Source organism: Streptomyces aidingensis (genome assembly GCF_900112355.1).
Classification (GTDB): domain Bacteria; phylum Actinomycetota; class Actinomycetes; order Streptomycetales; family Streptomycetaceae; genus Streptomyces; species Streptomyces aidingensis.
The window spans coordinates 107,211-133,510 of record NZ_FOLM01000009.1 but is presented as its reverse complement, the minus strand read 5'-3'; the positions used below and the strand labels follow the sequence as shown (position 1 = coordinate 133,510).

Genomic DNA, 26,300 nt, shown 5'->3' with positions numbered 1-26,300 from the left:
CGCGGCCCCTCACACCCATGACGCTCCATCACTTCTCCACAGAACCGACGATTTTGAGCCCGACGGCGGAAGGACGGACCAGACGGTGAGCGACAACCAGAATCTGCTGGCAGGGCAGCGGCGGGCGCTCATCCTGGACGAGGTGCGCCGGCGGGGCGGCGTACGGGTGAGCGAGCTGACGCGGATGCTGCGGGTCTCCGACATGACGGTGCGCCGTGATCTGGACGCGCTGGCGCGGCAGGGAATGCTGGAGAAGGTGCACGGCGGGGCGGTGCCGGTGCCCGAGGGCCGCACCCATGAGCCGGGATTCGAGGCCAAGTCCGCGCTGGAGACCTCCGCCAAGTACGCCATCGCCCGGGCGGCGGCCGGCTTCGCCGCGCCCGGCGGGGCGGTGGCGCTCTCCGGCGGCACCACCACCTATGCGGTGGCGCAGCAGCTGGTGGAGGTGGCGGAGCTGACCGTGGTGACCAACTCGGTGCGGGTGGCGGACGTCTTCCACACCGCGCCGCGTCCGGCGGAGGGCGGTCCGGCCCGGCCGGCCACGGTGGTGCTGACCGGCGGGGTGCGCACCCCGTCCGACGCGCTGGTCGGCCCGGTGGCCGACGCGGCGATCGCCGCGCTCCACTTCGATGTGCTCTTCCTGGGCGTGCACGGGCTGTCCGAGGGGGCCGGGCTGTCCACGCCCAATCTCGCCGAGGCCGAGACCAACCGGCACTTCATCCGTTCGGCGCGGCGCGTGGTGCTGGTGGCCGACCACACCAAGTGGGGAGTCACCGGGCTGAGTTCGTTCGCCGCCCTGGAGCAGGTGGATGTGCTGGTGACCGACTCGGGGCTGGAGCCGGAGGCGCGGCGGGTGCTGGCCGAGCGGGTGCCGGAGCTGATCATCGCCGACGCCGAGGAGGAGTAGCCGCCCGCACCGGCCGGCGGCCTATCCGGGCCAGCGGCCGGTGGCCAGGAAGGTGTCGAGCGCCGCGGTGTAGGGGGCGGTGTCCAGTCCTTCGGCGGCCAGCCAGTCGTCGGAGTAGTACGTCTCCGGATAGCGGTCGCCGGAGTCGCAGATCAGGGTGACCACCGAGCCGCGGCCGCCCCGGGCGCGCATCTCGCCGACGATGCGCAGCGCCGCCCACAGTCCGGTGCCGGTGGAGGCGCCGGCCCGGCGGCCGATCGCCCGCTCCAGGGCGCGGGCGGCGGCCACGCCGGCGGCGTCGGGCACCTTCATCATCCGGTCGATGGCGCCGGGCACGAAGCTGGGCTCCATGCGCGGGCGCCCGATGCCCTCGATCCGGGAGCCGCCCTCGCAGGTGGCGTTCGGGTCGCCGCGCACCCAGCCGTCGAAGAAGCAGGAGTTCTCCGGGTCGGCCACGCAGACCCGGGTGTCGTGCTGGAGGTAGCGCACATAGCGGCCGATGGTGGCCGAGGTGCCGCCGGTGCCGGCGGTGGCCACGATCCAGGCGGGCTCGGGGTGGCGTTCCAGCCGGAGCTGCTGATAGATCGACATGGCGATGTTGTTGTTGCCGCGCCAGTCGGTGGCCCGCTCGGCGTAGGTGAACTGGTCCAGGTAGTGGCCGCCGGTCTCCTCGGCCAGCCGGGCCGCCTCCCGGTAGACGCTGCGCGGATCGTCGACGAGATGGCAGCGTCCGCCGTGGAACTCGATCAGCCGGGTCTTCTCCCGGCTGGTGGAGCGCGGCATCACGGCGATGAAGGGCAGCCCGATCAGGGCGGCGAAGTACGCCTCGGAGACGGCGGTGGAGCCGCTGGAGGCCTCGATCACCGGGCGGCCGGGGCGGATCCAGCCGTTGCACAGGCCGTACAGGAAGAGCGAGCGGGCCAGCCGGTGCTTCAGGCTGCCGGTGGGATGGGTGGACTCGTCCTTCAGATAGAGGTCGATCTCCCAGTCCGGGGGCAGCGGGAAGCGCAGCAGATGGGTGTCGGCGCTGCGGTTGGCGTCGGCCTGCACCAGCCGTACCGCCTCGCGCAGCCAGGCACGGTACTCCGGGTCGCTGCGGTCCACATCCAGGGTGGGCAGCATGGTGCCGGCGCGGACGGATGGCTCGATCTCACTGCTCACCCGGTGATGATAGGCCGCCCCACGTGTCCGGCTTGCGGCGCAGTGTGACCGGCAACACACTGGCATCCGGTCCGCCTGTCGGATGTCCCACGCTCCCGTCACCACTCACCGTCGAGCCGCCGCAGGGAGTCGCTTGCCGTGACCAGTTCTCCGGAGAACCCGAGCCGGCACTGTGCCGTGGAGTTCCAGGCCCTGCCGTCGCGCATCGGACAGGTGCGCCGCATCGTCACCGCCCAGCTCCGCTACTGGGGGGTGCCGCACCTCACCGACCGGGCGGCGCTCGGGCTGACCGAGCTGCTGGCCAACATCCACCGCCATGCCGGCGCGGACAAGCACTGCACGGTGGAGCTGGTGCTGCTGCGCGACCGGCTGACGGTCTCGGTGCACGACCACGATCCGCACCTGCCCCAGGTGCGCAGCCCCGGCGGGATGGCCACCAGCGGGCGCGGGCTGGCGCTGGTGCAGGCGGTCAGCGCCGACTGGGGGATGCGGCTGCGCGCCGACCACAGCGGCAAGAGCGTCTGGTTCACCCTGCCGGCGGACGGCCGGCCGGCGGAGCCGCGGGAGGGCCCGCACCGGGCCCCGGTGCCCGCCGCCGCGGCACCCCGGCGGCAGCACCGGGCGGGGCGGATGCGGGGCGGGGCGGGCACCACCAGCACCTCCCGGGCCGGTCAGCCCGCCTGACCACCGGGCCCGGTGTCGGTGGCGGGTGCAAGAATCCGGCGCATGGGCAGGTGGGCGATGGCGGAGTATCCGGGCGGGGAGGTCCGGATCTGTCCGCTGGACGCGGCCGGGCGCCCGGCCGGCCCGGCGGAGTCGCACGCCGGGCCCGGTGCGGCGGTGCGGGCCCGGCCGGAGGCCGAGCGCTGGGTGTGGCGGTCCTCGGCCGCGCTCCGTCCGCGGCTGCTGGACGCCGGTCGGTGGGTGGCGCGCTGCTACGACGTGGAGGCCGCCGAGGCGATCCTGCTCGGTTACGAGGGCGCGCACGGCGCGCCCCGCTCGCTGCCCGCCGCCCTGGCCCGGCTGCGCCGGCTGCCGGTGCCGGAGGATCCGCCGCCGCGGGCGGTGGAGCCGGAGCAGCAGGGCTCGCTGTTCGATCCGGAGCCCGGGGTGCCGCTGCCGCCGGGCACGGACCCGCTCCGGGCGCTGCTGGAGGTGTACGCCGGCCAGGTCGCCCGCACCGCCGCCGTCCGGCATCCGGAGCGGATGCGGCTGCTGCTGGCGGCCGAGTCGGCGGGCACCCTGGTGGCGGCCGAGATGAGCCGGGCCGGGCTGCCCTGGCGGGCCGATCTGCACCGGCGGCTGCTGGACGAGCTGCTCGGCGAGCGGTACGCCGGCGGCCGGGAGGATCTGGAGCCCCGGCGGCTGGCGGAGCTGGCCGAGGAGGTCTCCCGGGCGTTCGGCGCCCCGGTGCGGCCGGATCTGCCGGCCGAGGTGACGGCGGCGTTCCGGCGGGCCGGCTTCGCGCCGGCCAGCACCCGCTCCTGGGAGCTGCGGCAGATCGACCATCCGGCGGTGGCGCCCCTGCTGGAGTACAAGAAGCTCTACCGCATCCACACCGCGCACGGCCGGTCCTGGCTGCGCACCTGGGTGCGGGAGGGCCGATTCCGGCCGGTGTATCTGCCCGGCGGGGCGGCCTCGGGCCGGTGGACCACGCACGGCGGCGGCGCGCTGCAGATCCCGCGGGTGATCCGCCGGGCGGTGGTGGCCGATCCGGGCCGGCGGCTGGTGGTGGCCGACGCGGACCAGCTCGAACCGCGGGTGCTGGCCGCCGTCTCGCGGGATCCGGCGCTGATGACGGTGGCCGCCGATCCGGGCGATCTGTACGCGGCGGCGGCGGACCGCGGCTTCGCGGGCGACCGGGCGCAGGCCAAGCTGGCGGTGCTGGGCGCCGTCTACGGCCAGACCTCGGGGGACGGGCTGCGCCGTCTCGCGGCGCTGCGGCGGCGGTTCCCGGCCGCGGTGGCGTATGTGGACGAGGCGGCCCGGGCCGGGGAGCGCGGCCGGCTGGTCCGCACCCATCTCGGCCGCACCTGCCCGCCCTGGGCGGACGGCGCCGGGGCGGAGGGCGCGGGGGCGGACGGCGCGGGCCGGGAGGGCGCGGCGGCGCGGGCGCGCGGCCGGTTCACCCGGAATTTCGTGGTCCAGGGCAGCGCCGCCGAGTGGGCGCTGCTGATGCTGGCCGCGCTGCGCGCCGCGCTGCACCGCCGGGGCCTCGCGGCCGAACTGGTGTTCTTCCAGCACGACGAGGTGATCGTGCACTGCCCGGAGCGGGAGACCGAGGAGGTGGCCGCCGCGGTGCGCGCGGCCGGGGAGGAGGCGGGCCGGATCGCCTTCGGGGAGACCCCGGTCCGTTTCCCGTTCACCGTCCACACGGTCCGCTGCTATGCGGACGCCGGACCCGGCCTCAGTGAAAGCGCAGACGACGCACCGTGAGGGTGCCGTCCTCCTCCCGGACGATGATGTGGGTGGTCCGCGTGGTCGGTTCCTCGCCCTCGAACACCGCCTGGCCGCGGGCCAGCAGATCGGCGATGAACTTCTCCCGGGCCCGGCGCTCCCGCTCGGCCTCCAGCCCGGCCTCGGGGTCCGGCCGCCGCTCCCGGGGGTCGTCCGCTCCGGGGCCGCTCATGGCACCGTCGCGCGGGCCGGCCGGGCGGCGAAGCGGCGGCGCAGCAGTTGCAGGCCGTCGCCGCGGTCGGTGCGGACGATCTCATGGGTGCGGGTGCGCCGGTCGTCGGCGACGACCGAGGTCTCGGCACGCAGTTCTTCGTTCACCCCGATCCGGCTGCGGCGGAACAGATCCTCGATGTAGGCCATGGCGGCCTGCCGGGGACCGGCGGGCTCCAGCGCGCCGCCGGCCGGATCGGAGCCGGCCACCGCGAACCGGGTCTGCTCGGTGGGCATGGTGACGGCGACCCCGTCCACCAGGCCGTAGACATCGCCCGGGATGGTGAGGTCGCTGAGTTCCTCCCCGGCGGCGGGTCCCGGCCCGCCGCTCTCCGCGATGCCCCGGCCGTGCTCGCGCAGGGCCTCACCGGTCAGCGAGGTGGCCCCGGCGAGCGAGATGATCCCGTGCCGGACGAACGCCGAGCGCAGCGCCTGCCCGTGCTCCCCGCCGTGCAGTTCCTGGTCGGCGGCGATCATATGGGCGGCCAGCTGGGCGTAGTAGCCGGTGACCACGGGCGCCGCCAGCACCGCGTCGGCCAGCAGCACGGCCGAGATCCCGGCGGCCCGGGCGAGCGCCTCGGAGTCCCGCACGGGCTGCTGCTGGAAGATCCCGGCGATGATCTTCAGAAAGGCGCCGGTGAACACGCGGGAGAAGGAGTGCGGCTCGCTGGACAGCTCGGTGGCCGGGGCGGACGGCGGCAGATGCACGGGGTCCCGGTAGAAGTGCCGGTTGGACGCCTCGCGCAGGGCGTTGGCGTCCACCCCGTTGGCGTTGCGCTGGCGCAGTGCCCAGCCGAGCTGCTCGGCGATCCGGGAGGCCCGCGAGGACGCCTCCACAAAGCCGCGCGTCTCGGCCAGCACGGCGCTGCGCACGGACTCCAGGCGGAGCGCGGCCAGCAGCGCGCTGATGTCGCCGAACGACTCGTGCAGCGCCTCCGCCTCGGCGCTGGCCACGTTCCACAGCTGCGGGCGCAGCGCGTCCAGCACGGCGTGGCCCAGTTCGTGGGCGACCACCTCGGCGCTCTCGCCGCTGTAGACCTCCACCCCGGCCACGGTGGTGTGGAAGAACGACAGCGAGCGGCGGTCGTAGTAGGCGTTGAGGTCCTCGCCCTCGTCCAGCCGGACGGTGAGCTTCGGGCCGACGGTCCGGTGCCAGGTGGTGCCGGGGGGCATCAGCGGGCCCCAGACGGCCGAGCCGCGGCTGAGCGCGTCGGCCGCGGTCCAGTAGCGGAAGGCGGCGCTGCCGGGCATGCCGCCGTCGGGGGCGGGGGCCCGGCCGGCGATGGCGGTGGGCAGCGGCGGGGTGTCGAGATCGGGGACGGGACGGTGGATCGGCATCCGGTCGGACGGCGGCTCGCCCGGGTCGTCCTCCCAGGCCAGCACGGTGGGTACGGTGACTTCCGGCAGTGCCATGACGGTTCCTGTGCGACAGATTCCTGCGGAACGGCGGGGCGGCCGGCCGGGCCCGGGTGGCCCTCCGCCGGTGCGGCGCTCCCCTGCTTCCAGTACGCTCCGGCCCGACCGGGCTGTCAAACGGGCGGGCCCGCCCCGAATCCGCTGCTCAGACCGCCTCCAGCGCGCTCAGCGGGTCGTCCAGCACCGGCTGCCAGGCGAGTTCGGCGGCGCCGACCAGGCTGTTGTGGTCCAGGGTGCAGGGCAGGATGGGGACGCTGCCGCTGCGGCCCCACAGGCTGCGGTCCGCGACCACGGCGCGCAGCCGCTCCGGGTCGGCGGCCAGCAGCGCGCGGTGCAGTCCGCCCAGGATGATCCGGTCCGGGTTGAGGATGTTCACCAGTCCGGCCAGGCCCAGGCCCAGCCGGTCGATCAGCAGCCGGACCGCGCCCTGGACCGCCGGATCGGTGGCGTACTCGGTGCGCACCAGGGCGGATGCCTGGTCCAGCAGTGAGCCCTCGGGGCCGGGCTCCCGGCCGGCGTTCTCCAGCAGGGCCAGCGGATCGGTCTCCACGTCCAGGCAGCCGCGGCTGCCGCAGTGGCAGGGCCGGCCGGCCGGGTCGACGGTGAGATGGCCGACCTCCAGGGCCAGTCCGGCGCTGCCGGTGTGCAGGCGGCCGTCCAGCACCAGGGCGCCGCCCACGCCGCGGTGGCCGGTGCCCACGCACAGCAGATGGTGGGCGCCCCGCCCGGCGCCGTGCCGGTGCTCGGCGAGCGCCGCCAGGTTGAGGTCGTTGCCGCACTGCCCGGTGACCTTGACGCCCCGCTCGTCCAGGCAGCGGTCGAAGATCTCCCGTACCGGGGCGCCGGCGGCCCAGGCCAGATGGAGCGGGGCGAGCGCGGTGCCCTCCGGTGCGGTGACGGCGGACGGCACGGCGAGCCCGGCGCCCACGCAGCGGCGGCCGGTGCGGCGCAGCAGCTCCGCGCCGGCCGCCACCACCTCGCCGAGCACCTGGGCGGGGTCGGCGTCCACGGTCATGCAGCCGGGGGTGGTGGCCACCAGCCGGCCGCCCAGGCCGACCAGGGCGGCGCGGAAGCCGTCGGCGTGCACCTGGGCGGCGAGGGCCACCGGCCCGTCGTCGGCGACCGAGAGCCGGTGGGAGGGCCGGCCCTGCGATCCGGCGACCGCGCCGGGGCGGGAGTCCACCCTGATCAGGCCGAGGGTCTGCAGCTCGGCGGCGACCGCGCCGGCGGTGGCGCGGGTGACGCCGAGCTCGGTGGTGAGCACCGCACGGGTGGGGGCCCGTCCGGTGTGGACGAGTTCGAGTGCGGGGCCCAGTGCGTTGCGGCCCCGGTCAATTCTGCTGCGCGTCTGGCTCACTCCTCTATTCTTACTTTGTGCCGCTCATAAACAAAATGAAGGCGGGGCAGCCCGCCGTCCGTCCCGGCCGCCGTGGCCGCCACGGCCGCGACCATGGCCTGCACCGTATCCGTACCGCGCTGACCGCGTTCTTCGCCCTGGACGGCTTCGTGTTCGCCGGCTGGGTGGTCCGCATCCCCTCCGTCAAGGAGCAGACCGGCGCCTCGCCGGGCGCTCTGGGGCTGGCCCTGCTCGGCGTGTCGGCCGGCGCGGTGGTCACCATGTCGCTGACCGGGCTGCTGTGCCGGCGCCTCGGCAGCCATCCGGTCACCGTGGCGGCCGGCGCGCTGCTGGCGTTCTCCGTCGCCCTGCCCGCCCACGCCCACTCGGCGCTCACCCTGGGCCTGGTGCTGCTGGTCTTCGGTGTCGGCTTCGGCGCGGTCAATGTCGCCGCCAACAGCGCCGCGGTGGATCTGGTGGCCGCGCTGGGCCGGCCGGTGATGCCCGCCTTCCATGCCGCGTTCAGCCTCGGCGGCATGGCCGGGGCCGGACTCGGCGGCCTGGTGGCCGGGGAGCTGAGCGCCGCCCGGCATCTGGGACTGCTGGCCCTGGCCGGGCTGCTGACCGCCGGGTTCGCCGGCCGGATGCTGCTGGCCCGCCCGGCGCCCGGGCCGGCGAAGCCCGCCCCCCGGTCCGCCGGCCCGCGCCCGGCCGGCGCCGCCCCCGGCCGCCGGCCGCACCGGGCCGCCGTCCACGGCCTGGGCTTCATCGCCCTGTGCACCGCCTACGGCGAGGGCGCGCTGGCCGACTGGAGCGCGCTGCACCTGCGGGAGACGCTGGGCGCCGCGCCGAGCACGGCCGCCCTCGGCTACGCGGTGTTCGCCCTGGCCATGACCGTGGGACGGCTCACCGGCCCGGCCCTGCTGGCCCGGCTGGGCGAGACCCGGGCGCTGGTGGCCGGCGGCGCGGCCGGGGCCGCGGGCATGCTGCTGGGCTCGCTCGCCCCCACGGTCTGGGCGGCCCTGGCCGGTTTCGTGCTCACCGGCCTCGGTCTGGCCAACATCTTCCCGATCGCCATCGGCCGGGCCGGGGCGCTGGCCGGGCCGAGCGGGGTGGCCACCGCCTCCACCGTCGGCTACGGCGGTCTGCTGCTGGGGCCGGTGGCCATCGGCTTTCTGGCCGAGTGGCTCACCCTGGCCGCGGCGCTGACCACGGTGGCGCTGCTGTGCGCCGTGGCGGCGGCGACCGCGCTGCTCAACCGGGGCTCGCTGAGCGGCGCCCCGGGCGCGGAGCACCCGGCGGATCCCTGAGCGGCACCGGCCGGCCGCCGGGGGCCGGTCCGGCACCGGGGCGGCCGGCCGCGGTCCCCGGCCGGCCGCCCCCTGGCCCCGCCCGGGCAAGCGGGCCCGGGCGGGTCAGGACGGGCCCCGGGAGGTGCCCGCCGGTTCCCGCCGGGCCCGCCCCGGCCCGCCGGCGGCCCCGGCGGTGGCGGCCCGCCCCGTGCCGGGGCCGCCCTCGTCTAGCCCGAAGCGGGCGTGCAGCCGGCGCAGCGGCCCGGGCGCCCACCAGTTGGCCCGCCCGGCCAGCCGCATGGTGACCGGCAGCAGCACCATCCGGATCAGGGTGGCGTCCACCAGGATCACCAGCGCCGTGCCGATGCCCAGCATCTTCAGGAAGACCACCCCGCTGCTCGCGTAGACCGCGAAGGTCAGTGCCAGGATGCCCGCCGCCGCCGTGACCACCGGCGCGGTCCGGCGCACCCCCTCCCCCACTGCCGCCGCCGTGTCCAGGCCGGCCCGGCGGGCGGCGGTGATCCGGGACAGCAGGAAGACCTCGTAGTCCATGGAGAGCCCGTAGGTGACGCAGAACATCAGCACCGGGATGCTCGGCTCGATGGCGCCCAGCGGGGTGAAGCCGAGCGGGCCGGAGAGATTGCCGTCCTGGAAGAGCCAGACCAGCGCGCCGAACATCACGCTCAGACTGAGCAGGTTGAGCACGGTGGCCTTCAGCGGCAGCAGCACGCTGCCCGTCATCAGGAACAGCAGCCCGCAGGTGGCCAGCAGGATCAGCCCGGCCACCAGCGGCAGACGGTCCAGCAGTTCGGCCCGGAAGTCGGTGGTCTCGGCCGGGTAGCCGCCCACCAGCACCCCGTAGGGCGCCGGGACCTCCCGGACCGAGGCGACCAGCCCCGGGACGCCGCCGGGAACGCCGCCCGCCATGGCCTGCCGGGTGGGCACCACGGCGAGCCGGACCCGGCCCGCCGGGTCGTCCGCCGCCCGCACCGGCGGGGCGGCCAGTTCCCCGTCCCGGTGCAGGCCGGCCGGCGACTCCACCTGGAACACCCCCGGCAGCCGGGAGAGTTCGTCCGCATAGGCCGCGGTACGGTCCGCCGGGAACGGCCCGTTGCGGGTGCTGACCACATAGAGCGTGTCGGTGGCCTCGGCGGCGAAGTGCGCGTTGCGCTCCTCGGTGGCCTCCCGGGAGGAGGTGCCCTCCGGCAGGGTCCGCTCGTCCGGCAGTCCGAACCGCAGCCCCAGCACCGGGGAGCCGGCGATCAGCAGCACCGCCGCCACCGCGCCGCCGGAGACCAGCGGACGGCGCATGGCGCCCAGCGCCGCCCGGTGCCACAGCCCGTCCCGGGCCGGGCGGCCGGCCGGCGCCGGGCGCTCCACCCGGTGGCCCCAGCGCAGCAGCGCCGCGGGCAGCAGCAGCACCGCGCCGGCCACCGCGGTGGCCGTCACCAGCACCCCGGCATAGGCGAAGGAGCGCAGGAAGAAGAACGGGAACACCAGCAGGGTGGCCAGCGACACCGCCACGGTCAGGCCGCTGAACAGCACGGTCCGCCCGGCGGTGCGGACCGTGGCGGCGACCGCCGCCTCCGGCGCGGCGCCCGCCCGGCGCTCCTCCCGGTAGCGGGCGATCACGAACAGGCTGTAGTCGATGCCGAGTCCCAGGCCCAGCACCAGCGCGAGGTTGGCGGCGAACACCGACACCGGGGTGAACTGCGCCAGCAGCCGCAGCCCGGCCAGGGTGGCCAGCACCGAGGCCAGCCCGGTGCCCACGGTCAGCAGGGCGGCGACCGTGCGCCGCAGGAAGAGCCCGAGCAGCACGGTGACCATCGGCAGGATCAGCAGCTCGGCGCGGAGGAAGTCCTGCCGCGCCTGCTCGCTCACCTGCCGGGAGATCTCCTCCTGCCCGGTCACCAGGACGGTGATCTCCTCGGTCTCCCGGGCCAGTTCCGGGGACAGCCGGGTGAGTTCGGCACGGGTGTCGGTGGCGCTGCCCTCCAGCCGGGCCAGCACCAGGGCCCGGCCGCCGTCGGTGCTGCGCAGCGCCGGATCGCCGGTGGCCCAGTAGGAGCGGACATCGGTGACCATGGGGTGCGCGGCGAGTTCGCCGGCCAGCTCCTGCCCGGCGGCCCGCACCCGTGGCGCGTCCACATCGCCGCCGGCCGCGGTGACCAGCAGCGCCAGATTGGGGTTGCCGGTGCCGAACTCCTCGCGCAGCACGTCCTGGACGGCCACCGAGTCGGTGCCGGGCGAGTCCCAGCGGGACAGCTCCAGGTCGTCCTGGGCGCCGGCGCCGTAGACCGCCAGGCCCAGCAGCAGGATCAGCGCGGTCAGCAGCACGGCTCCGGCCCGGCGTGCCGCCGGCGGCCGGGGCGCGCCCTTGTGGTGCGGGGTCATCGTCCTCGCCTTGGTCGTCGGCCCTGTTCCGGGCCGGGGTCGGGTCTCGTCCCCCACCGTGCGGCAGACCGCTGACCGGGCGCTGGAACGACCGCTGGAACGCGCGCGGGAACGCGCCGGCCGGGCCCGCCGCCCGGGCCGGCCGCGGACCTGGGGGCGGGCCCCGCCGGTGGCCTACGCTCGGGGCATGGCTGACGGACTGCGGTGCGAGGTGCTGGGCCCGCTGCGGGTGCTGCGGACGGGCGGCGGAACGGACCCCGGGCCGGAGGCCGGGCCGGAGATCGGGCCGGAGATCGGGCTGGGCGCGCCCCGGCAGCGCGCGGTGCTGGCCGTGCTGCTCCTCCAGGAGGGCCGCCCGATGACCTACGACGCCCTGGTGGACGCGGTCTGGGGCACCGCGCCGCCGGGCCAGGTGCGCAATCTGGTGCAGAAGTACGTCTCCGGACTGCGGCGCGTGCTCACCGCGGCCTCCGGGGCCGGGGCGGCGCCGGTGCTGTCCTGGACCGGCAGCGGCTACCGGCTCACCGGCCTGGCCCCGGACGATCTGCACGAGCGCCGGGCGCTGCTGCACCGGGCGCTGGCCGCCCAGCACGCCGGGGAGCTGCGCGCCGCGGCGGAGCTGGCGGCGCGGGCGGAGTCGATGTGGCGGGGCGAGTTCGCCGAGGGCCTGGCCGGTCCGTATCTGGCGGCCGAGCGGCGGCGCTGGGCGGAGAAGCGGCTGATGGTGCTGGAGCGCCGGCTGGAGGGCGAGCTGGAGCTGGGCCGCTACCACGAGTGCGTGCATGAGCTGGTACGGCAGGTGGCGGCGCATCCGCTGCGGGAGCGCATGGTGGAGCTGCTGATGCTGGCGCTCTACCGCAGCGGCCAGCCGGCCGGCGCGCTGCGCGCCTACCAGGACGCCCGGCGGCGCTGTGCCGAGGAGCTGGGCTGCGATCCGGGACCGGCGCTGCGCGCCCTGCACCAGCGCATCCTGCGGCAGGATCCGTCGCTGCTCCCGGCCGCCGCCCCCGCGGTGTGACGCTCACCGCCCGCCGCGGGCGCGGGCCGCGGGTCAGGTGCGGTCCAGCGCGGCCAGCACCCGGCGGGCCACCGGGCTGCTGCGCACTATGCCCCCCAGGGTCGCCGAGCCCCGGGTGATCTGGGTGAAGACCAGCCAGGCCGGGCGGAAACCGATCATCGCGGCGTGCAGCATCCGCGGCCGGTGCGAGAACACCGTCAGCATCCGGCGGCCCACCCCCATCTCCATGCCCAGCCCCGACTTGATGGCGAAGGTGTAGTTGAGCGCCTGCCGCCGGGCGTCCACCGCGTCGGAGGCCTCGGCGATCCGCACCGCCCACTCCCCCGCCAGCCGGCCGGAGCGCAGCGCGTAGGAGATGCCCTCCCGGGTCCACGGCTCCAGCAGCCCCGCGGCGTCCCCGCAGACCAGCACCCGCCCCCGGGAGAGCGGCGAGTCGTCGGTGCGGCAGCGGGTCAGATGCCCCGAGGAGACGGCCGGCGAGAAGCCGGACAGCCCGAGCCGGGCGGTGAAGTCCTCCAGGTACTTCTTGGTGGCCGCGCCCTCGCCGCGCGCCGAGATCACCCCGACCGTCAGCGTGTCGCCCTTGGGGAACACCCAGCCGTAGGAGCCGGGCAGCGGGCCCCAGTCGATCAGCACCCGGCCCGACCAGTCCTCGGCGACCTCCGGCGGCACCGGGATCTCCGCCTCCAGCCCCAGGTCCACCTGGTCCAGCCGGACCCCCACATGGGCCCCTATCCGGCTGGCGCTGCCGTCCGCGCCGACCACCGCCCGGGCCAGCAGGGTCTCCCCGCCGGCCAGCACCACCGCGACCGTGCGCCGGTCCGGCACCGCGGGACCGTGCTGCTCCACCCGCTGCACCGCGGCGCCGGTGCGCAGTTCGGCGCCGGCCTTGACCGCGTACTCCACCAGCCGCTGGTCGAACTCCGGCCGGTTGACCAGGCCGAACAGCATGCGCCGCGAGCGGCGGGTGCGCGCCAGGCGGCCGTTCAGCGCGAACGTCACCGCGAACACCCGGTCCTTCAGCGGCAGTTCGAAGCCGGGCGGCAGGGCGTCCCGGGACGGCCCGATGATGCCGCCGCCGCAGGTCTTGTACCGGGGCAGCTCGGCCTTCTCCAGCAGCAGGACCCGGCGCCCGGTCTCCGCCGCGGCGCGTGCCGCCGATGCCCCGGCGGGCCCCGCGCCCACCACGATGACGTCCCACACCACCCGGTTCCCGGCTGCGCTGTCGCTGCTCACGTGTGTTGTCGCTCCCGCCAAACGTCCCGTAACGGCCTTCGCCCCCTGGCATCCTACGGCCCGGTCGGCGCGGGTCAGGGCTGTGGGATGATCGGCCGCACCGAGTCAGCCGAGTCAGCCGGGCCGGCACGTCGTCGGTCCCGTCCCGGCGGGCACATCCTCTCCGCCGGGTGCCGGCACCGCACCGGCCCCGCGCCCAGAAGGAGCGATCCGCCCATGGTCAGCAGTCCGCAGCAGGCCCCGCTCGCCGCCGCCGTGCGCGCCATGATGCCCACGGCGCGGCGCGAACTCGCCGAGCTGGTGGCGTTCCGCTCGGTGGCGGATCCTCAGCTGTTCCCGCCCGAGGAGTGCCGGGCCGCCGCGGAGTGGATCGCCGCCGCGCTGCGCGCCGAGGGCTTCCCCGAGGTCGCGCTGCTGGACACCCCGGACGGCACCCAGTCCGTCTACGGCCATCTGCCGGGGCCGCAGGGCGCCCCCACGGTGCTGCTGTACGCCCACTACGACGTGCAGCCGCCGCTGGGCGAGGAGCTGTGGACCTCGCCGCCGTTCGAGCTGACCGAGCGGGACGGCCGCTGGTACGGCCGCGGCGCCGCGGACTGCAAGGGCGGTGTGCTGATGCATCTGCTGGCGCTGCGCGCGCTGCGCCGCGACGGGGGCCTGCCGGTCGGGATCAAGGTGATAGCCGAGGGTTCCGAGGAACGCGGCACCGGCGGCCTGGAGCGGTATGCCGAGGCGCATCCGGAGCTGCTGCGGGCGGACGCCGTGGTGATCGGCGACAGCGGCAACTTCCAGGCCGGGCGGCCCACCGTGACCGCGGTGCTGCGCGGCATGGCCATGGTGCGGGTGCGGGTGGACACCCTGGAGGGCAATCTGCACTCCGGCGCCTTCGGCGGGGCCGCGCCGGACGCGCTGGCCGCGCTGATCCGGATCCTCGACTCGCTGCGCGCCGCGGACGGCTCCACGGTGGTGGACGGCCTGCCGGCGGACGGGGTGTGGACCGGCACCCAGTATCCGGAGGAGCAGTTCCGGGCGGACGCCGGGGTGCTGGCGGGGGTGGAACTGACCGGTTCCGGCACGGTGGCGGACCGGCTGTGGGCGCGGCCCTCGGTGACCGTGCTGGGCGTGGACTGCCCGCCGGTGCTGGGCGCCACGCCCTCGGTGCAGGCGAGCGCCGGTGCCCTGGTCTCGCTGCGGGTGCCGCCGGGGACGGACTCCGGGGAGGCGGCCAAGCTGCTGGCCGCGCATCTTGAGTCGCGGGCGCCGTGGGGCGCGCGGGTGTCGGTGGAGGCGGCCGGCGAGGGCCGGCCGTTCCGGGCGGACACCGGCAGTCCGGCGTACGCGGCGATGGCGGCGGCCATGCGGGAGGCGTACGACGGCGCGGAGATGGAGATCACCGGGCAGGGCGGCTCCATCCCGCTGACCGGCACTCTGGCCGCGCTGTACCCGGAGGCGGAGATCCTGCTCATCGGGCTGAGCGAGCCGGCCGCCCGCATCCACGCGGTGGACGAGAGCGTGTCCCCGGACGAGCTGGAGCGCATGGCCGTGGCCGAAGCGCTGTTCCTGCGCAACTACGCGGCGCAGCGCGCCGGGGCGGCCTGAGCGGCCGGGCGCGCAAAGGCCCCGCACCGAGGGGTGCGGGGCGGGCCCGCTCAGCGGCGGGCCGGTCCGGCTGGGGCGGCCGGCCGGAACCGGAGCGGCCCTGGGTCCGGGGGGAGCGCCGCCGGTACGCCCACCCCCCGGACTATGGGGTGCGGCGCCGCCCCGGCGGAGGCGGCGGTTTTCAGCGGGGACATCGGAGAACTCCTCACATCGGAATGTGACAGTCCGACGTAACCACAACCGCACTGCGCGTCACCACGCGAACGGGCCGAACAGGGGACGCCCCTTTCCGCGTCCGGCCGCGCCGGGCCGGCCGGCGGATTCAGAGGCCGACCGGGGTGCCCGCCTCCAGGTTGAGCGCGCGGCCGAGCCGGCGGGCGCGCAGCGCCCAGTGCAGCCGGTTGAAACGGCCCGGGGAGAGCAGTTCCCGGGCCTCGTCCTCGGTGACAAAGCGCCAGCCGCGCAACTCGGCTCCGGGCAGCAGCACTTCGGCCTGCCGCTCGTCGGCGAGCAGGCCGCCGTCGAAGAGCATCCGCAGGCCGCCGAAGGCGGGCGGGCAGGGCGGTTCCCAGTCGACCACCAGCAGCGGGGGCCCGTCCGGCAGCCGCAGCCCCAGTTCCTCGGCCACCTCCCGGACCGCCGCCCGGGCCGGGGCCTCGCCCGGTTCCACCACCCCGCCCGGGAACTCCCAGCCGGGCTTGTAGGTGGGATCGACCAGCAGTATCCGGTCGCTGTCGTCGAACAGCAGCATGCCGGCCGCCACGGTGGCGCCGGTGGGCCGGGGGCTCCGTACGATCTCGCAGCGTCCGGCGCCCGCGCCGATGGCCCGCGCGGTCCGCTCCGCGGCCGGCCGCGGCGGCAGTGCGGAGATGTCCAGGGTGTGCGCGTCCTCGCCCAGCCAGTCGAGCGCCTTGCGGTAGTGCGGCAACTGTGCCAGGTACCAGGAACGGACCCGGCCGTTGCCCGCCGGGTCCGCCGGAAAGTCCTGGCGTCGCAGTATCCGTTCTCGCAGGATCGTTTCTTCGGTGTGCAGCAGGAAATGCCGGACGGTCAGCCCCCGGGAGGCCAGTCCGCCGAAGAGTTCGTCCCGGTGATCCTGCCGGAGCACCGTCATCGGCACCACGATGGTGCCCTTGGTCTCCCGGTACAGGGCGGCGGCGGTCTCCACCACCAGCCAGCGCCAGGACGGCAGTTCCTGGTAGTGCGTGACCTCCTCCAGGAGCTTGCGGGGCAGGGTGGCCCGCAGCAGATCGCCGATCCGTTCCGGCTCGAAGAGGATCCCGTCCGGAAGCAGCCCCGCCAGCTCCCAGCCGGCCGTGCTCTTCCCGGCGCCATGGGCACCGTTCAGCCAGACAATCACGCTCCACCCCTCCTCATCACCCTGATGTCAGTTGCCCGCTGCACCCGGTGCGGGAAACGTCCGGCGCGGGCCGGTTTGGGGCACGGCGGATCACCGGCGCCGGGTGAGGCTGTGCAGGTCGTGGCCGCTGAGACCGCTGAGCCGGGTGATCTCCGCCCGGTCCAGTGCGCCGCAGTCCGCGCCGCGCAGCAGGAAGCCGGCCAGCGCCCGCACCGTGGCCGGCTCGTCCAGCACGGCCGGGCCGGCCGGCAGCACATTGACCGAGCCGTCGGAGAGCCGGACCCCGGTGCCGGCCGCGGCGACCTGCATCACCGCCTTGGCGTGGTCCGCGGCCGGATGGTCCGGCGCCTGGTGGGCGGCGGCGATGCCCAGGCCGGCGCTGTAGTCGAAGGTGCCGTAGTGCAGCCCGGTGACCCGGCCGCCGCCCGCGCCGATCATCCGGGCCACGGTGGCGGTGCCGTCCGGCCCCAGCACGGCGGGCGCGGTCTCGATCTGGATCTCGAAGCCGAGCCGGCCGGCCGGCAGGCCGCGGGCGCGCTCGAAGGCGTCGCAGATCCGGGCCATGGCGGTCACCTGGTCCGGGTGGCCGACCTTGGGCAGGGTGAGCCGCAGGCCCTCCGGCAGACCGCCGGAGGCGTCCAGCAGGGTGGTGAGGAAGATGTCCAGGGTGCGGACGGCGCGGTCACGGACAGCGGCCTCCAGGCACTTGAACCGGATGCCGAGGTACGGCGGGGCGGTGCCGTCGGCCAGGGCGCGGGCGGCCAGCCGGGCGGCGCGGGCGGCGTCGGCGTCCTCCTGCACGCCGGGATGGCGGCCGTAGCCGTCCTCGAAATCGATCCGCAGGTCCTCCACCGGCTCGGCGGAGAGCTTGGCGCGCAGCCTCGGGTACACGGCGGCGGCCAGGGCGGGGTCGAGGCCCAGCACGGCGGCCAGCGCGGCCGGGCCCGGGGCGTGCTCGTCGAGCAGGGCAAGGGCCCGCCGGCCCCAGTCGGCCACGGTGCCGGGGCCGAAGTCGCCGGCCGGCACATAGACGGTGTGCACCGGCTGGCGGGTGCCGGGGTCGCCGGGGTAGCGGGCGGCGAGCAGGGCGTCGGCCGGTGCCAGCAGGTCCGAGACCTCCTGCCGCACGGAATCCGCCAGGCTGGTGGCGATCGGCTCGCGCTGCCTCATCCGGCCGCTCCCGTCCCGCTCGTTCACCGGAAATTCCATGAAATGGAATCAACATTTCGTTGAAAACCGTAGCGGGGAGACCCCGGAAACACAACGGCCGCCGCGTCATGCACCGTTCACGGGACCGTGCCAAATCGCCATGGAGGATTGACGACCGGGCAAAGGGGACGTCATCCGCAGTGCGGAAACTGAGTACCGATGGCACCTGCCATCGCACCGCGCCGCAGGACGGAGCGGTGGATGCAGTGGATCACGCGACGACGCGGAGGACATGATGATCGATCAGCACCTGGTGCTCGCCCGTTATCTGGCCGGGGCGCCCACCGAGACGGACCGGGGCATCGGGGCCCCGCCGGCGGTCCCGGGCCACGAGGCGGACCGGCTGGCCAGCCTCGCCCGCAGCGAGGCGCGCGGCGCCGCCGCGGAGCCCGCCGAGGCGCGCCGCGACGCGGAACCGCCCGCCCGGGGCCGCAGGCTCCGGCTGCGACGGACCGCGCCCGCCACCTGAACCGGCGGCGGGCGACACCAACCAGGAACAACGGAAGAACAGGCAGCACCGCACAGCACACAGCGGCGCCGGGCGGCCCTGGCCGCCCGGCGCCCCGCGCACTGCCCGCGGCGGCCGGCCGCCGCCGGACGGGTTCAGGCCTTGCGGGCCTTGATCTCCTCGGTGAGGGCGGGCACGACCTCGAACAGGTCGCCGACCACACCGAAGTCGACCAGTTCGAAGATGGGCGCCTCTTCGTCCTTGTTGACCGCCACGATGGTCTTGGAGGTCTGCATTCCGGCCCGGTGCTGGATCGCCCCGGAGATGCCCACGGCGATGTAGAGCTGCGGGGAGACCGTCTTGCCGGTCTGGCCGACCTGTGCCGAGTGCGGGTACCAGCCGGCGTCCACCGCAGCCCGGGAGGCGCCCACCGCCGCGCCCAGGGAGTCCGCCAGCGCCTCGATCAGCGGGAAGTTCTCCGCGCCGTTCAGTCCGCGGCCGCCGGAGACCACGATCGCGGCCTCGGTCAGCTCCGGGCGCCCGGTGGACTCCCGGGCGGTGCGGGCGGTGACCCGGGTGCCGGTGGCGAGCGCGCCGAAGGTGACGGCCAGCGGCTCCACGGTGCCCGCGGCCGGCGCGGCCTCGGGGGCGGCGGAGTTGGGCTTGACGGTGATCACCGGGGTCCCGCGGGTGACCCGGGACCGGGTGGTGAAGGAGGCCGCGAAGGCGGACTGGGTGGCCACCGGGCCCTCGTCACCGGCGGTGACGTCGACGGCGTCGGTGATGATGCCGGAGCCCAGGCGCACCGCCAGCCGGGCGGCGATCTCCTTGCCCTCGGCGGAGGAGGGCACCAGCACGGCGGCCGGGGAGACCAGGGAGACGGCGGCCTGCAGGGCGTCGACCTTGGGCACCACCAGATAGTCGGCGAACTCCGGCGCGTCGGCGGTGAGCACCCGCACCGCGCCGTACTCGGCCAGCACCGGGGCGGCCGTGTCGGCACCGGCGCCCAGGAAGACCGCGACCGGGTCGCCCAGCCGGCGGGCGAGGGTCAGCAGTTCGAGGGTGGGCTTGCGGACGGCGCCGTCCACGTGGTCGACGTGGACCAGAACTTCAGCCATGGGAATGCGCTCCTGCGGGAGTTGAGGGAGGACGAGGGGACTGCGGGACGACGGGCCGGGCGGACACCCGCGGGCGGATCAGATGAACTTGCGGTCCGCGAGGAAGCCGGCGAGCTGCTTGGCGCCCTCGCCCTCGCCCTCGTCCTCGACCACTTCGCCCTTGGTACGGGCCGGCCGCTCGACGGCCTCCTCGACCGTGGTCCAGGCGCCCTCCAGGCCGGCCTCGGCCGCGTCGATCTCCAGGTCCTCCAGGTCCAGGGTCTCCACCGGCTTCTTCTTGGCGGCCATGATCCCCTTGAAGGACGGGTAGCGCGCCTCGCCGGACTGGTCGGTGACCGAGACCACCGCCGGCAGCGCGGCCTGGAGCTGCTCGGAGGCGGTGTCGCCGTCGCGGCGGCCGGTGACCAGGCCGTCGGCCACGGAAACCTCGGAGAGCAGGGTCACCTGGGGGACGCCCAGCCGCTCGGCCAGCATCGCGGGCAGCACGCCCATGGTGCCGTCGGTGGAGGCCATGCCGCAGACCACCAGGTCGTAGCCGGTCTTCTCGATGGCCCTGGCCAGCACCAGGGAGGTGCCCGGCGCATCGGTGCCGACCAGGTCGTCGTCCTCCACATGGACCGCCTTGTCGGCGCCCATGGACAGGGCCTTGCGCAGCGCGTCGGTGGCGTCCGCCGGCCCCATGGTGACCACGGTGACCTCGGCGTCGTCCGCGCTCCCGGCGATCTGCAGCGCCTGCTCGACCGCGTACTCGTCCAGCTCCGACAGCAGGCCGTCCACCGATTCGCGGTCGGTGACCAGGTCCTCGGTGAAGCGCCGGTCGCCGGTGGCGTCGGGCACGTACTTCACACAGACAACGATCCTCAAGCTCACGCCGGCTCTCCTACCTGCTATCGGTCATTCACGGCTGCCGCTCCAGGCAGCATATGCGCCCACAGTTCTCATTCCGGGCGGGCGCGGGCGGGGTCACCCGGATTCCGCCCAGCTTGTTACTCGCCAGTACACCCTACGCTTTCCCACGGCTTCAAGGAACGCGCGTTGTGACCTTGCCTACCCGTCCGGCGGTGGCGGATGTCGCCGGGCACAAGGGCTTTGTTCATGATCCCAGCGGGCCGGAAGGGAACGTCAAGGGCGCGTGGGGCGATGCGAGGCGGATCACTCGGCATCCTCGAAGTTACCCCACCGTAGGTTAGGGTTCTCCCGGCGGGCCCGCCCGCCCCGCGCACCACCGGACCCAAGGAACCCGCCATGGCAGATCTCGTCTACCCACCGGTGATCGGCGCCGCCCGGACCATGTTCAAGGCGCTCGACCTGCGGTTCGATATCAGCGGCACCGAGCATGTGCCGCGCCGTGGCGGCGCCGTGCTGGCCGGCAACCACATCGGCTATCTGGACTTCGTCTTCGCCGGGCTGGCCGCCCGCCCGGCGAAGCGGCTGACCCGCTTCATGGCCAAGGAGTCCGTCTTCCGCAACCGCCTCTCCGGACCGCTGATGCGGGCCATGAAGCACATACCCGTGGACCGCGCCCAGGGCGAGGAGGCGTTCCGCCAGGCGCTGGCCGCGCTGCGCTCGGGGGAAGTGGTGGGCGTCTTCCCGGAGGCCACCATCTCCGAGTCGTTCACCCTGAAGACCTTCAAGACCGGGGCGGCGCGGCTGGCCCAGCAGGCCCGGGTGCCGCTGGTGCCGGTGGCGCTGTGGGGCACCCAGCGGCTGTGGACCAAGGGCCGCCGCGACCTCGGCCGCCGCCACTTCCCGGTCACCATCCGGGTGGGCCGCCCGCTGCGGGCCGATCCCGGGGAGCCGGCCGGCTCGGTGACCGAGCGGCTGCGGGAGCGGGTGCAGGAACTGCTGGAGGCGGCCCAGCAGGCCTATCCGGGGCAGCCGCGGCACGCCGGCGACACCTGGTGGCTGCCCGCCCACCTCGGCGGCACCGCCCCGGCGCCGCCGCCCGGCCCGGCCGCCGGGTGAGCGGCGGGGGCCGGGGCGGCCCGGGGTCCCTCCGGCCGCGGGGCTACCCGCCGCCGCGCCGCATCTCCTCCGCCAGCGCCGACACAAAGCCGTCCACGTCCTCCTCGGTGGTGTCCCAGGAGCACATCCAGCGGACCTCGCCGGCCGGTTCGTCCCAGAAGTAGAAGCGGTAGCGCTTCTGCAGCCGCAGCGAGACGTCGTGCGGCAGCCGGGCGAAGACGGCGTTGGCCTGCACCGGCCGGCGGATCTCCACGCCCGGCACCCGGCGCACGCCCTCGGCCAGCCGCCGGGCCATGGTGTTGGCGTGCCGGGCGTTGCGCAGCCACAGATCGCCCGCGAGCAGCGCTTCGAGCTGCGCCGAGACAAAGCGCATCTTGGAGGCGAGCTGCATGGACATCTTGCGGATGTGCTTCATCCGGCGCACCGCGTCCGGGTTGAGCACCACCACGGCCTCGCCGTACAGCATGCCGTTCTTGGTGCCCCCGAAGGAGAGGACGTCCACCCCGGCGGCGTTGGCGAAGGCCCGCATCGGCACATCGAGGGAGGCGGCGGCGTTGGCGATCCGGGAGCCGTCCATGTGCACGGTCATGCCCCGCTCGTGGGCGTGCTCGCAGAGGGTCCGGATCTCCTGAGGGGTGTAGACGGTGCCCAGTTCGGTGGCCTGGGTGAGGGAGACCACCTGCGGCATGGCGCGGTGCTCGTCCTCCTGGCCCCAGGCCTGGCGGTCGATCAGGGCGGGGGTGAGCTTGCCGTCCTCGGCGGGGACGGTGAGCAGCTTGAGACCGGCCATCCGCTCCGGGGCGCCGCCCTCGTCCACATGGATATGGGCGCTCTCGGCGCAGATCACCGCGCCCCAGCGGTCGGCCAGGGCCTGGAGCGCCACCACATTGGCGCCGGTGCCGTTGAAGACCGGGTACGCCTCGGCATGCGGGCCGAAGTGGCTGCGTATCAGGCGCTGGAGGTGGGCGGTGTAGTCGTCGTTGCCGTAGGCGGGCTGGTGGCCGCCGTTGGCCAGGGCGAGCGCGGCCAGGATCTCGGGATGGATTCCGGCGTAGTTGTCGCTGGCGAAGCCGCGCACGGCGGGGTCGTGGCGCCGCCGGGCGTCGGTCCGGGCGTCGGTCCGGGCGGCGGGAGCCGCCGCGGGGTTCACGGCTGGGGGGTGAGCCACAGGCGCTGTCCGTTCAGTTCCGCGGCGGGCTTGTTCCACAGGGCCTGGATCTGCTCGGCCAGCTCCCTGACGTCGGTGTATCCGGTGAACCGGGCCTCGGGCCGCTCGGCCCGCATGGCCTCGTGCACCAGGGCCTTGACCACCAGGATCACCGCGGCGGCGGACGGCCCCTGCGGCCCCCCGGCCTTGCGGAAGCCGTCCGCCAGGGCCAGGGTCCAGGCCTCGGCCGCCGCCTTGGCCGCCGCGTAGGCGGCGTTGCCCGCCGTGGGGCGGGCCGCGCCGGCCGCGCTGATCAGCACATAGCGGCCGTTGCGGCTGCGGGACAGAGCGGGCTCGAAGGCCAGCGAGGTGTGCTGGACGGTGCGGATCAGCAGCTTCTCCAGCAGTTCCCAGTCGTGCGGATCGGTGTCGGCGAAGGACGGGGCCCCGCGCCAGCCGCCGACCAGGTGGACCAGGCCGTCGATCCGGCCGAACTCCTTCTCGGTCTGGGCGGCCCACTCCCGGGTGGCCGCGAGGTCGAGCAGGTCCACGGTGTCGCCGGTGACCGTGGCGCCGCCGTGCGCGAACCGGGCCGCGTCCACGCCCGCCGCCAGCCGGGCCGGATCGGCGTCCGCCGCCACCACCGTGGCGCCGGCCTCGGCCAGCCGGAGCAGGGCGGCCTGGCCGGCCGGCCCGCCGGCGCCGGCCACCGCCACCACCGCGCCCTCCAGTGGGCCGCCGCCCGCGGCCGGGGTCTGGGTGCTCATCGTTGTCGCCTCCTCGTCTCGCCCCCCATGATGCCGCGCCGGGGGCGGACGGGCAGGGCGTGTTCAACGCCGGTCCCCCGGGCCCGGGGGCTCCCGGGGAACCGGCCGCGGGTGATATGGGGCGCGCCGGGCGGGCTCAGGCCGCCAGCGCGGGGGCCCCGGCGGTGATGCCCCGGGTGGAGGCGATCACCTTGCGCAGCTTCCGCTGGAGCGCCTCGTAGAACAGGCTGAGCGGGAACTCGTCGGGCAGCACCTCGTCGACCAGCTTGCGCGGCGGCAGGCTGAGGTCCAGGGCGTCCGGGCCCTTGGCCCAGACCGAGCCGGGGTGCGGGGCCAGATAGGCGGCGACCAGTTCGTAGGCCTTGAACCAGTGCACCAGCTTGGGGCGGTCGATGCCGTCCCGGTAGAGCTGCCCGATCTCCCGGCGGAGCCGGTCGGTGACCTCGCGGGCGCGCCGCCAGTCCAGGCTGAGCCGGTTGTCCGTCCAGCGCAGGGCGTCGTGCTTGTGCAGATAGGCGAACAGGAGCTGGCCGCCGAGGCCGTCGTAGTTGCGCACCCGCTCGCCGGTGACCGGGAAGCGGAAGAGGCGCTCCAGCAGGATGGCGTACTGCACGTCGCGGCCCTGCGGGAAACCGTCCGCCTCCAGCCGGACGGCCTCGTGGAAGGCGGTCAGATCGCAGCGCAGCTCCTCCAGGCCGTACATCCAGAACGGCTGGCGCTGCTTGATCATGAAGGGGTCGAAGGGCAGGTCGCCATGGCTGTGGGTGCGGTCGTGGATCATGTCCCACAGCACAAAGGTCTGCTGGGCGCGCTGCTGGTCCGCGGCCAGCCGGCGGATGTCCTCGGGCAGGCCGAGCCGGGTGATGTCGCAGGCGGCGCTCACCACCCGGCGGAAGCGGGCGGCCTCGCGGTCGCAGAAGATGGCCCCCCAGGAGAAGCGGTCGGGCGCCTTGCGGACGGCCACGGTCTCCGGGAAGAGCACGGCGGAGTTGGTGTCGTAGCCGGCCGTGAAGTCCTCGAAGGTGATGCCGAGGAACATCGGGTTGTCGTAGCGGGTGCGCTCCAGCTCGGCCAGCCAGTCGGGCCAGACCACGCGCACCACCACGGCCTCCAGATTGCGGTCCGGATTGCCGTTCTGGGTGTACATGGGGAAGACGACCAGGTGCTGGATGCCGTCGGCGCGGTGCTCGGCGGGCCGGAAGGCCAGCAGGGAGTCCAGGAAGTCGGGGACGCCGAAGCCCTGGTCGGCCCAGCGGATCAGGTCACCGGCGAGCGCCCGGTGGTAGGCGGCGTTGTGCGGCAGCAGCGGGGCCAGCCGGCGCACGGAGTCCACCACCCGGTCCAGATGGTTCCGGATCTCGGCCTTCTCCGGCGCGCCCTCGGCGGTGAAGTCGATCGAACCGTCCTTCGCCTGGGCCGGGCGGATCGCCTCGACAGCCTCCTTGAGCACGCGCCAGGCGGGGTGATCGACCACGCGGGCGGCGGATGGTTTGGCGGCTTTCACCGCGTCAGACGCCAGGGTTTCCGTCATGACCAATCCTCCACAGGAAAATCTTTCGCATCTGCACAGTATCCGGAGCCCGGCGAGGGAGCAAGGCGGATCTTGGTAAATCTTGCGGTGATCGAGGCTTCTCGCCGCCTATTTTCCTGTTTTGATCCGGTGAACCGGGGAAGTCTCGCGGATTCTGCGGAAGGCCATATGCCTCCGGGCCCCCGCCCCTCTGCCCGCGGCCCGGCGCGTTCACCGGCAGGTCCTTGGGCGGTCACCGGGAAGGGCCGTGGCCTGCCCTAGGGTGACGCCATGCCCGCCATGCCCGCCATGCCACTGCTGACCGTCGGACACCGCGGACTGATGGGTGTCGAGCCGGAGAACACCCTGCGCTCCTTCCGCCGGGCCGAGCGCGAAGGCGTGGATGCCGTCGAACTGGACCTGCATCTGAGCCGGGACGGCCATCTGGTGGTGATGCACGACGCCACGGTGGACCGCACCACGGACGGCACCGGCCGGGTCGGGGAGCTGACCCTGGCCGAGCTGCGCATGCTGGACGCCGGACTGGGCGAGCGGGTCCCGGTCTTCGGGGAGGCGGCCGGTGCGGTGGCGCTGCCGGTGCAGGCGGAGATCAAGGACCGCGCCGCGGCCCGGGTGCTGGCCGCGGCCCTCGGCGAGCCGGCCCTGGCCCGTCGGGTGCGGGTGATCTCCTTCCACGACGAGGCGCTGCGGGAGACCGGGAAACTGCTGCCCGGGGTATCGCTGGCTCTGGTCACGGGCGGTTCCACCAGCTCCGCGCCGGAGCGGGCGGCGGCGCTGGGCGCCGGGATGATCTCCTGCGAGCTGGCCCGGCTCGACGAGGACACCGTCCGGCGGGCCAGGGAGGCGGGGATCGAGGTGATCGCCTGGACGGTCAACACCCCGGCGGAACTGGCCCGGGTGCGGGAGCTGGGCCTGGACGGAGTGGTCACCGACCGGCCGGAGATCGTGCGGGCGGCCCGGACCGGCGCGGGCGCCGGGACCGGGCCGGCGTCCGTGCCCGCCTCCGCGGCCGGCTGATCCGCGCCGCCGCGCACCCGGGCGCGAAGCGGCGCGGAACCCCGGGCGCGCCATGCCCCCGTGCGCTCCCGTATGCGGACCTCCGCCCGGGCATCCCCGCTACGGGAGCCCCGGGAGCCGGGAGGTGGGCCGATGCACGGTCCGGAGCCGCTGGGGTGGCTGATGGCCGGGTTGTGCGCGCTGGTGGGCGGATACTGCCTGTTCGCCATGGGCCGGGGCGCGCCCCGGCGGCGGCCGGTGGCCGGGCTCCAGGCGCTGATGGGGCTGGGGATGGCGGCGATGGCGGTGCCGGCCGGGGATGCCGCGCCACCGCCGGCGGTCTTCGCGGTGCTGTTCACCGCGGCGGCACTGTGGGCGGCGGCGCTGCGCCGGGCGGGCGCGCGGCACCGGGCGCATCACGGACTGGAGGCCGCGGCCATGGTCTACATGTCACTGGCCATGCCCGCCGCCGGCGGGCACCAGCACGGCACCGGGGCGGGCGGCGTCCCGCTGCTGACCGTCCTGCTGCTGGCCTACTTCGCCGGATACGCGCTGGCCGGCGCCCGGCACCTGCTGCCCGCGCCGGCCGCCGGCGGGCCGCCCCCGGCGCGCGACTCCCCCGAGGTCGGCGCCGCCTGCCGGCTCGCGCTGGCACTGGTGATGTTCACCATGCTGCTGACCCTGTGACCCGCCGCCGCCCCGCGGGCCCGGGCGGCCCTGCGCCGCGCGGCGG

At 75.2% G+C, this 26,300-nt stretch carries 23 protein-coding genes; 10 read left to right on the top strand and 13 right to left on the bottom strand.

Translation table 11 applies throughout. The features are described from left to right. The first annotated feature begins 85 nt into the window (after positions 1 to 85). On the top strand, positions 86 to 907 hold the full coding sequence (locus BM242_RS17245; RefSeq protein ID WP_093839750.1) for a DeoR/GlpR family DNA-binding transcription regulator: 822 nt from the start codon (positions 86 to 88) through the stop codon (positions 905 to 907). A gap of 21 nt (positions 908 to 928) precedes the next feature. Here the strand turns inward: BM242_RS17245 and cds1 are convergent, their stop codons facing one another. Continuing rightward, positions 929 to 2,029, bottom strand: a complete 1,101-nt coding sequence (gene cds1 / locus BM242_RS17240; protein WP_093839841.1) for an L-cysteine desulfhydrase Cds1 — start codon at positions 2,027 to 2,029, stop codon at positions 929 to 931. Between the two features lie 177 nt (positions 2,030 to 2,206). Between cds1 and BM242_RS17235 the strand changes: the two genes are divergently transcribed. Both BM242_RS17235 and BM242_RS17230 read left to right on the top strand, forming a co-directional pair. Beyond that, the gene (locus BM242_RS17235) at positions 2,207 to 2,752 is read left to right on the top strand and encodes an ATP-binding protein (RefSeq protein ID WP_093839749.1); all 546 of its coding nucleotides are present in this window, start codon (positions 2,207 to 2,209) and stop codon (positions 2,750 to 2,752) included. Positions 2,753 to 2,794: 42 nt separating this feature from the next. Next, positions 2,795 to 4,504 carry a bifunctional 3'-5' exonuclease/DNA polymerase gene (locus BM242_RS17230; protein ID WP_093839748.1) on the top strand — a complete coding sequence of 570 codons (1,710 nt, stop codon included), beginning with the start codon at positions 2,795 to 2,797 and terminating at the stop codon, positions 4,502 to 4,504. Here the strand turns inward: BM242_RS17230 and BM242_RS17225 are convergent. From BM242_RS17225 to BM242_RS17215, 3 genes are all read right to left on the bottom strand, one after another. Continuing rightward, the gene (locus BM242_RS17225; RefSeq protein ID WP_093839747.1) at positions 4,476 to 4,697 is read right to left on the bottom strand and encodes a hypothetical protein; all 222 of its coding nucleotides are present in this window, start codon (positions 4,695 to 4,697) and stop codon (positions 4,476 to 4,478) included. The genes BM242_RS17230 and BM242_RS17225 overlap by 29 nt on opposite strands. Continuing rightward, a complete protein-coding gene (locus BM242_RS17220) occupies positions 4,694 to 6,148 on the bottom strand; it encodes a gluzincin family metallopeptidase (protein WP_093839746.1) in 1,455 nt (484 codons plus the stop codon). Before BM242_RS17220 ends, BM242_RS17225 begins: the two co-directional genes overlap by 4 nt. 148 nt (positions 6,149 to 6,296) lie before the next feature. Further along, positions 6,297 to 7,508 carry an ROK family protein gene (locus tag BM242_RS17215; protein WP_093839745.1) on the bottom strand — a complete coding sequence of 404 codons (1,212 nt, stop codon included), beginning with the start codon at positions 7,506 to 7,508 and terminating at the stop codon, positions 6,297 to 6,299. Between the two features lie 35 nt (positions 7,509 to 7,543). Here BM242_RS17215 and BM242_RS17210 point away from each other — a divergent pair, with 35 nt between their 5' ends. Then, on the top strand, positions 7,544 to 8,797 hold the full coding sequence (locus BM242_RS17210) for an MFS transporter (RefSeq protein WP_107365140.1): 1,254 nt from the start codon (positions 7,544 to 7,546) through the stop codon (positions 8,795 to 8,797). 105 nt (positions 8,798 to 8,902) lie between these two features. On the opposite strand, the gene BM242_RS17205 is transcribed toward BM242_RS17210, so the two are convergent. Continuing rightward, the gene (locus BM242_RS17205; RefSeq protein WP_093839744.1) at positions 8,903 to 11,173 is read right to left on the bottom strand and encodes an MMPL family transporter; all 2,271 of its coding nucleotides are present in this window, start codon (positions 11,171 to 11,173) and stop codon (positions 8,903 to 8,905) included. 187 nt (positions 11,174 to 11,360) lie between these two features. On the opposite strand from BM242_RS17205, the gene BM242_RS17200 reads away from it, so the two are divergent. Then, positions 11,361 to 12,191: an AfsR/SARP family transcriptional regulator gene (locus BM242_RS17200; protein WP_139238350.1), complete on the top strand. Its 831-nt coding sequence runs from the start codon at positions 11,361 to 11,363 to the stop codon at positions 12,189 to 12,191. A gap of 33 nt (positions 12,192 to 12,224) precedes the next feature. On the opposite strand, the gene BM242_RS17195 is transcribed toward BM242_RS17200, so the two are convergent. Then, positions 12,225 to 13,427 carry a geranylgeranyl reductase family protein gene (locus tag BM242_RS17195; protein WP_093839742.1) on the bottom strand — a complete coding sequence of 401 codons (1,203 nt, stop codon included), beginning with the start codon at positions 13,425 to 13,427 and terminating at the stop codon, positions 12,225 to 12,227. 216 nt (positions 13,428 to 13,643) lie between these two features. On the opposite strand from BM242_RS17195, the gene BM242_RS17190 reads away from it, so the two are divergent. After that, positions 13,644 to 15,026: a dipeptidase gene (locus BM242_RS17190; RefSeq protein ID WP_093839741.1), complete on the top strand. Its 1,383-nt coding sequence runs from the start codon at positions 13,644 to 13,646 to the stop codon at positions 15,024 to 15,026. Positions 15,027 to 15,348: 322 nt separating this feature from the next. On the opposite strand, the gene BM242_RS17185 is transcribed toward BM242_RS17190, so the two are convergent. Beyond that, positions 15,349 to 16,386, bottom strand: a complete 1,038-nt coding sequence (locus BM242_RS17185; protein ID WP_093839740.1) for an NUDIX hydrolase — start codon at positions 16,384 to 16,386, stop codon at positions 15,349 to 15,351. 90 nt (positions 16,387 to 16,476) lie between these two features. Continuing rightward, complete coding sequence (locus BM242_RS17180; protein WP_093839839.1) at positions 16,477 to 17,556, bottom strand: DUF6986 family protein; 1,080 nt, start codon at positions 17,554 to 17,556, stop codon at positions 16,477 to 16,479. Positions 17,557 to 17,830: 274 nt separating this feature from the next. On the opposite strand from BM242_RS17180, the gene BM242_RS17175 reads away from it, so the two are divergent. Beyond that, the gene (locus BM242_RS17175) at positions 17,831 to 18,064 is read left to right on the top strand and encodes a hypothetical protein (RefSeq protein WP_093839739.1); all 234 of its coding nucleotides are present in this window, start codon (positions 17,831 to 17,833) and stop codon (positions 18,062 to 18,064) included. A 134-nt stretch (positions 18,065 to 18,198) separates the two neighbouring features. Here the strand turns inward: BM242_RS17175 and BM242_RS17170 are convergent, their stop codons facing one another. Both BM242_RS17170 and BM242_RS17165 read right to left on the bottom strand, forming a co-directional pair. Beyond that, on the bottom strand, positions 18,199 to 19,161 hold the full coding sequence (locus BM242_RS17170) for an electron transfer flavoprotein subunit alpha/FixB family protein (RefSeq protein WP_093839738.1): 963 nt from the start codon (positions 19,159 to 19,161) through the stop codon (positions 18,199 to 18,201). A 78-nt stretch (positions 19,162 to 19,239) separates the two neighbouring features. Further along, positions 19,240 to 20,031, bottom strand: a complete 792-nt coding sequence (locus BM242_RS17165; protein WP_093839737.1) for an electron transfer flavoprotein subunit beta/FixA family protein — start codon at positions 20,029 to 20,031, stop codon at positions 19,240 to 19,242. Positions 20,032 to 20,406: 375 nt separating this feature from the next. Between BM242_RS17165 and BM242_RS17160 the strand changes: the two genes are divergently transcribed. Further along, positions 20,407 to 21,126, top strand: a complete 720-nt coding sequence (locus BM242_RS17160) for a lysophospholipid acyltransferase family protein (protein WP_093839736.1) — start codon at positions 20,407 to 20,409, stop codon at positions 21,124 to 21,126. A 43-nt stretch (positions 21,127 to 21,169) separates the two neighbouring features. Here the strand turns inward: BM242_RS17160 and BM242_RS17155 are convergent, their stop codons facing one another. From BM242_RS17155 to BM242_RS17145, 3 genes are all read right to left on the bottom strand, one after another. Next, the gene (locus BM242_RS17155; protein ID WP_093839735.1) at positions 21,170 to 22,276 is read right to left on the bottom strand and encodes a threonine aldolase family protein; all 1,107 of its coding nucleotides are present in this window, start codon (positions 22,274 to 22,276) and stop codon (positions 21,170 to 21,172) included. Next, the gene (locus BM242_RS17150; RefSeq protein ID WP_093839734.1) at positions 22,273 to 23,040 is read right to left on the bottom strand and encodes an SDR family NAD(P)-dependent oxidoreductase; all 768 of its coding nucleotides are present in this window, start codon (positions 23,038 to 23,040) and stop codon (positions 22,273 to 22,275) included. Before BM242_RS17150 ends, BM242_RS17155 begins: the two co-directional genes overlap by 4 nt. 136 nt (positions 23,041 to 23,176) lie before the next feature. Continuing rightward, on the bottom strand, positions 23,177 to 24,571 hold the full coding sequence (locus BM242_RS17145; protein WP_093839733.1) for a DUF6421 family protein: 1,395 nt from the start codon (positions 24,569 to 24,571) through the stop codon (positions 23,177 to 23,179). Between the two features lie 288 nt (positions 24,572 to 24,859). Here BM242_RS17145 and BM242_RS17140 point away from each other — a divergent pair, with 288 nt between their 5' ends. Continuing rightward, positions 24,860 to 25,588 carry a glycerophosphodiester phosphodiesterase gene (locus BM242_RS17140; protein ID WP_093839838.1) on the top strand — a complete coding sequence of 243 codons (729 nt, stop codon included), beginning with the start codon at positions 24,860 to 24,862 and terminating at the stop codon, positions 25,586 to 25,588. Between the two features lie 132 nt (positions 25,589 to 25,720). Further along, positions 25,721 to 26,254, top strand: a complete 534-nt coding sequence (locus tag BM242_RS17135; RefSeq protein WP_093839732.1) for a DUF5134 domain-containing protein — start codon at positions 25,721 to 25,723, stop codon at positions 26,252 to 26,254. The last annotated feature ends 46 nt before the right edge of the window (positions 26,255 to 26,300 follow it).

Excerpts from the sequence above, each read along its gene's own strand:
- BM242_RS17200 (WP_139238350.1), top strand. The coding sequence starts at position 11,361 with ATGGCTGACGGACTGCGGTGCGAGGTGCTGGGCCCGCTGCGGGTGCTG.
- BM242_RS17205 (WP_093839744.1), bottom strand. The coding sequence starts at position 11,173 with ATGACCCCGCACCACAAGGGCGCGCCCCGGCCGCCGGCGGCACGCCGG.
- BM242_RS17150 (WP_093839734.1), bottom strand. The coding sequence starts at position 23,040 with ATGAGCACCCAGACCCCGGCCGCGGGCGGCGGCCCACTGGAGGGCGCG.
- cds1 (WP_093839841.1), bottom strand. The coding sequence starts at position 2,029 with ATGCTGCCCACCCTGGATGTGGACCGCAGCGACCCGGAGTACCGTGCC.
- BM242_RS17140 (WP_093839838.1), top strand. The coding sequence starts at position 24,860 with ATGCCACTGCTGACCGTCGGACACCGCGGACTGATGGGTGTCGAGCCG.
- BM242_RS17220 (WP_093839746.1), bottom strand. The coding sequence starts at position 6,148 with ATGGCACTGCCGGAAGTCACCGTACCCACCGTGCTGGCCTGGGAGGAC.
- BM242_RS17135 (WP_093839732.1), top strand. The coding sequence starts at position 25,721 with ATGCACGGTCCGGAGCCGCTGGGGTGGCTGATGGCCGGGTTGTGCGCG.
- BM242_RS17170 (WP_093839738.1), bottom strand. The coding sequence starts at position 19,161 with ATGGCTGAAGTTCTGGTCCACGTCGACCACGTGGACGGCGCCGTCCGC.
- BM242_RS17175 (WP_093839739.1), top strand. The coding sequence starts at position 17,831 with ATGATCGATCAGCACCTGGTGCTCGCCCGTTATCTGGCCGGGGCGCCC.
- BM242_RS17160 (WP_093839736.1), top strand. The coding sequence starts at position 20,407 with ATGGCAGATCTCGTCTACCCACCGGTGATCGGCGCCGCCCGGACCATG.
- BM242_RS17145 (WP_093839733.1), bottom strand. The coding sequence starts at position 24,571 with ATGACGGAAACCCTGGCGTCTGACGCGGTGAAAGCCGCCAAACCATCC.
- BM242_RS17210 (WP_107365140.1), top strand. The coding sequence starts at position 7,544 with ATGAAGGCGGGGCAGCCCGCCGTCCGTCCCGGCCGCCGTGGCCGCCAC.
- BM242_RS17180 (WP_093839839.1), bottom strand. The coding sequence starts at position 17,556 with ATGAGGCAGCGCGAGCCGATCGCCACCAGCCTGGCGGATTCCGTGCGG.
- BM242_RS17190 (WP_093839741.1), top strand. The coding sequence starts at position 13,644 with ATGGTCAGCAGTCCGCAGCAGGCCCCGCTCGCCGCCGCCGTGCGCGCC.
- BM242_RS17230 (WP_093839748.1), top strand. The coding sequence starts at position 2,795 with ATGGGCAGGTGGGCGATGGCGGAGTATCCGGGCGGGGAGGTCCGGATC.
- BM242_RS17225 (WP_093839747.1), bottom strand. The coding sequence starts at position 4,697 with ATGAGCGGCCCCGGAGCGGACGACCCCCGGGAGCGGCGGCCGGACCCC.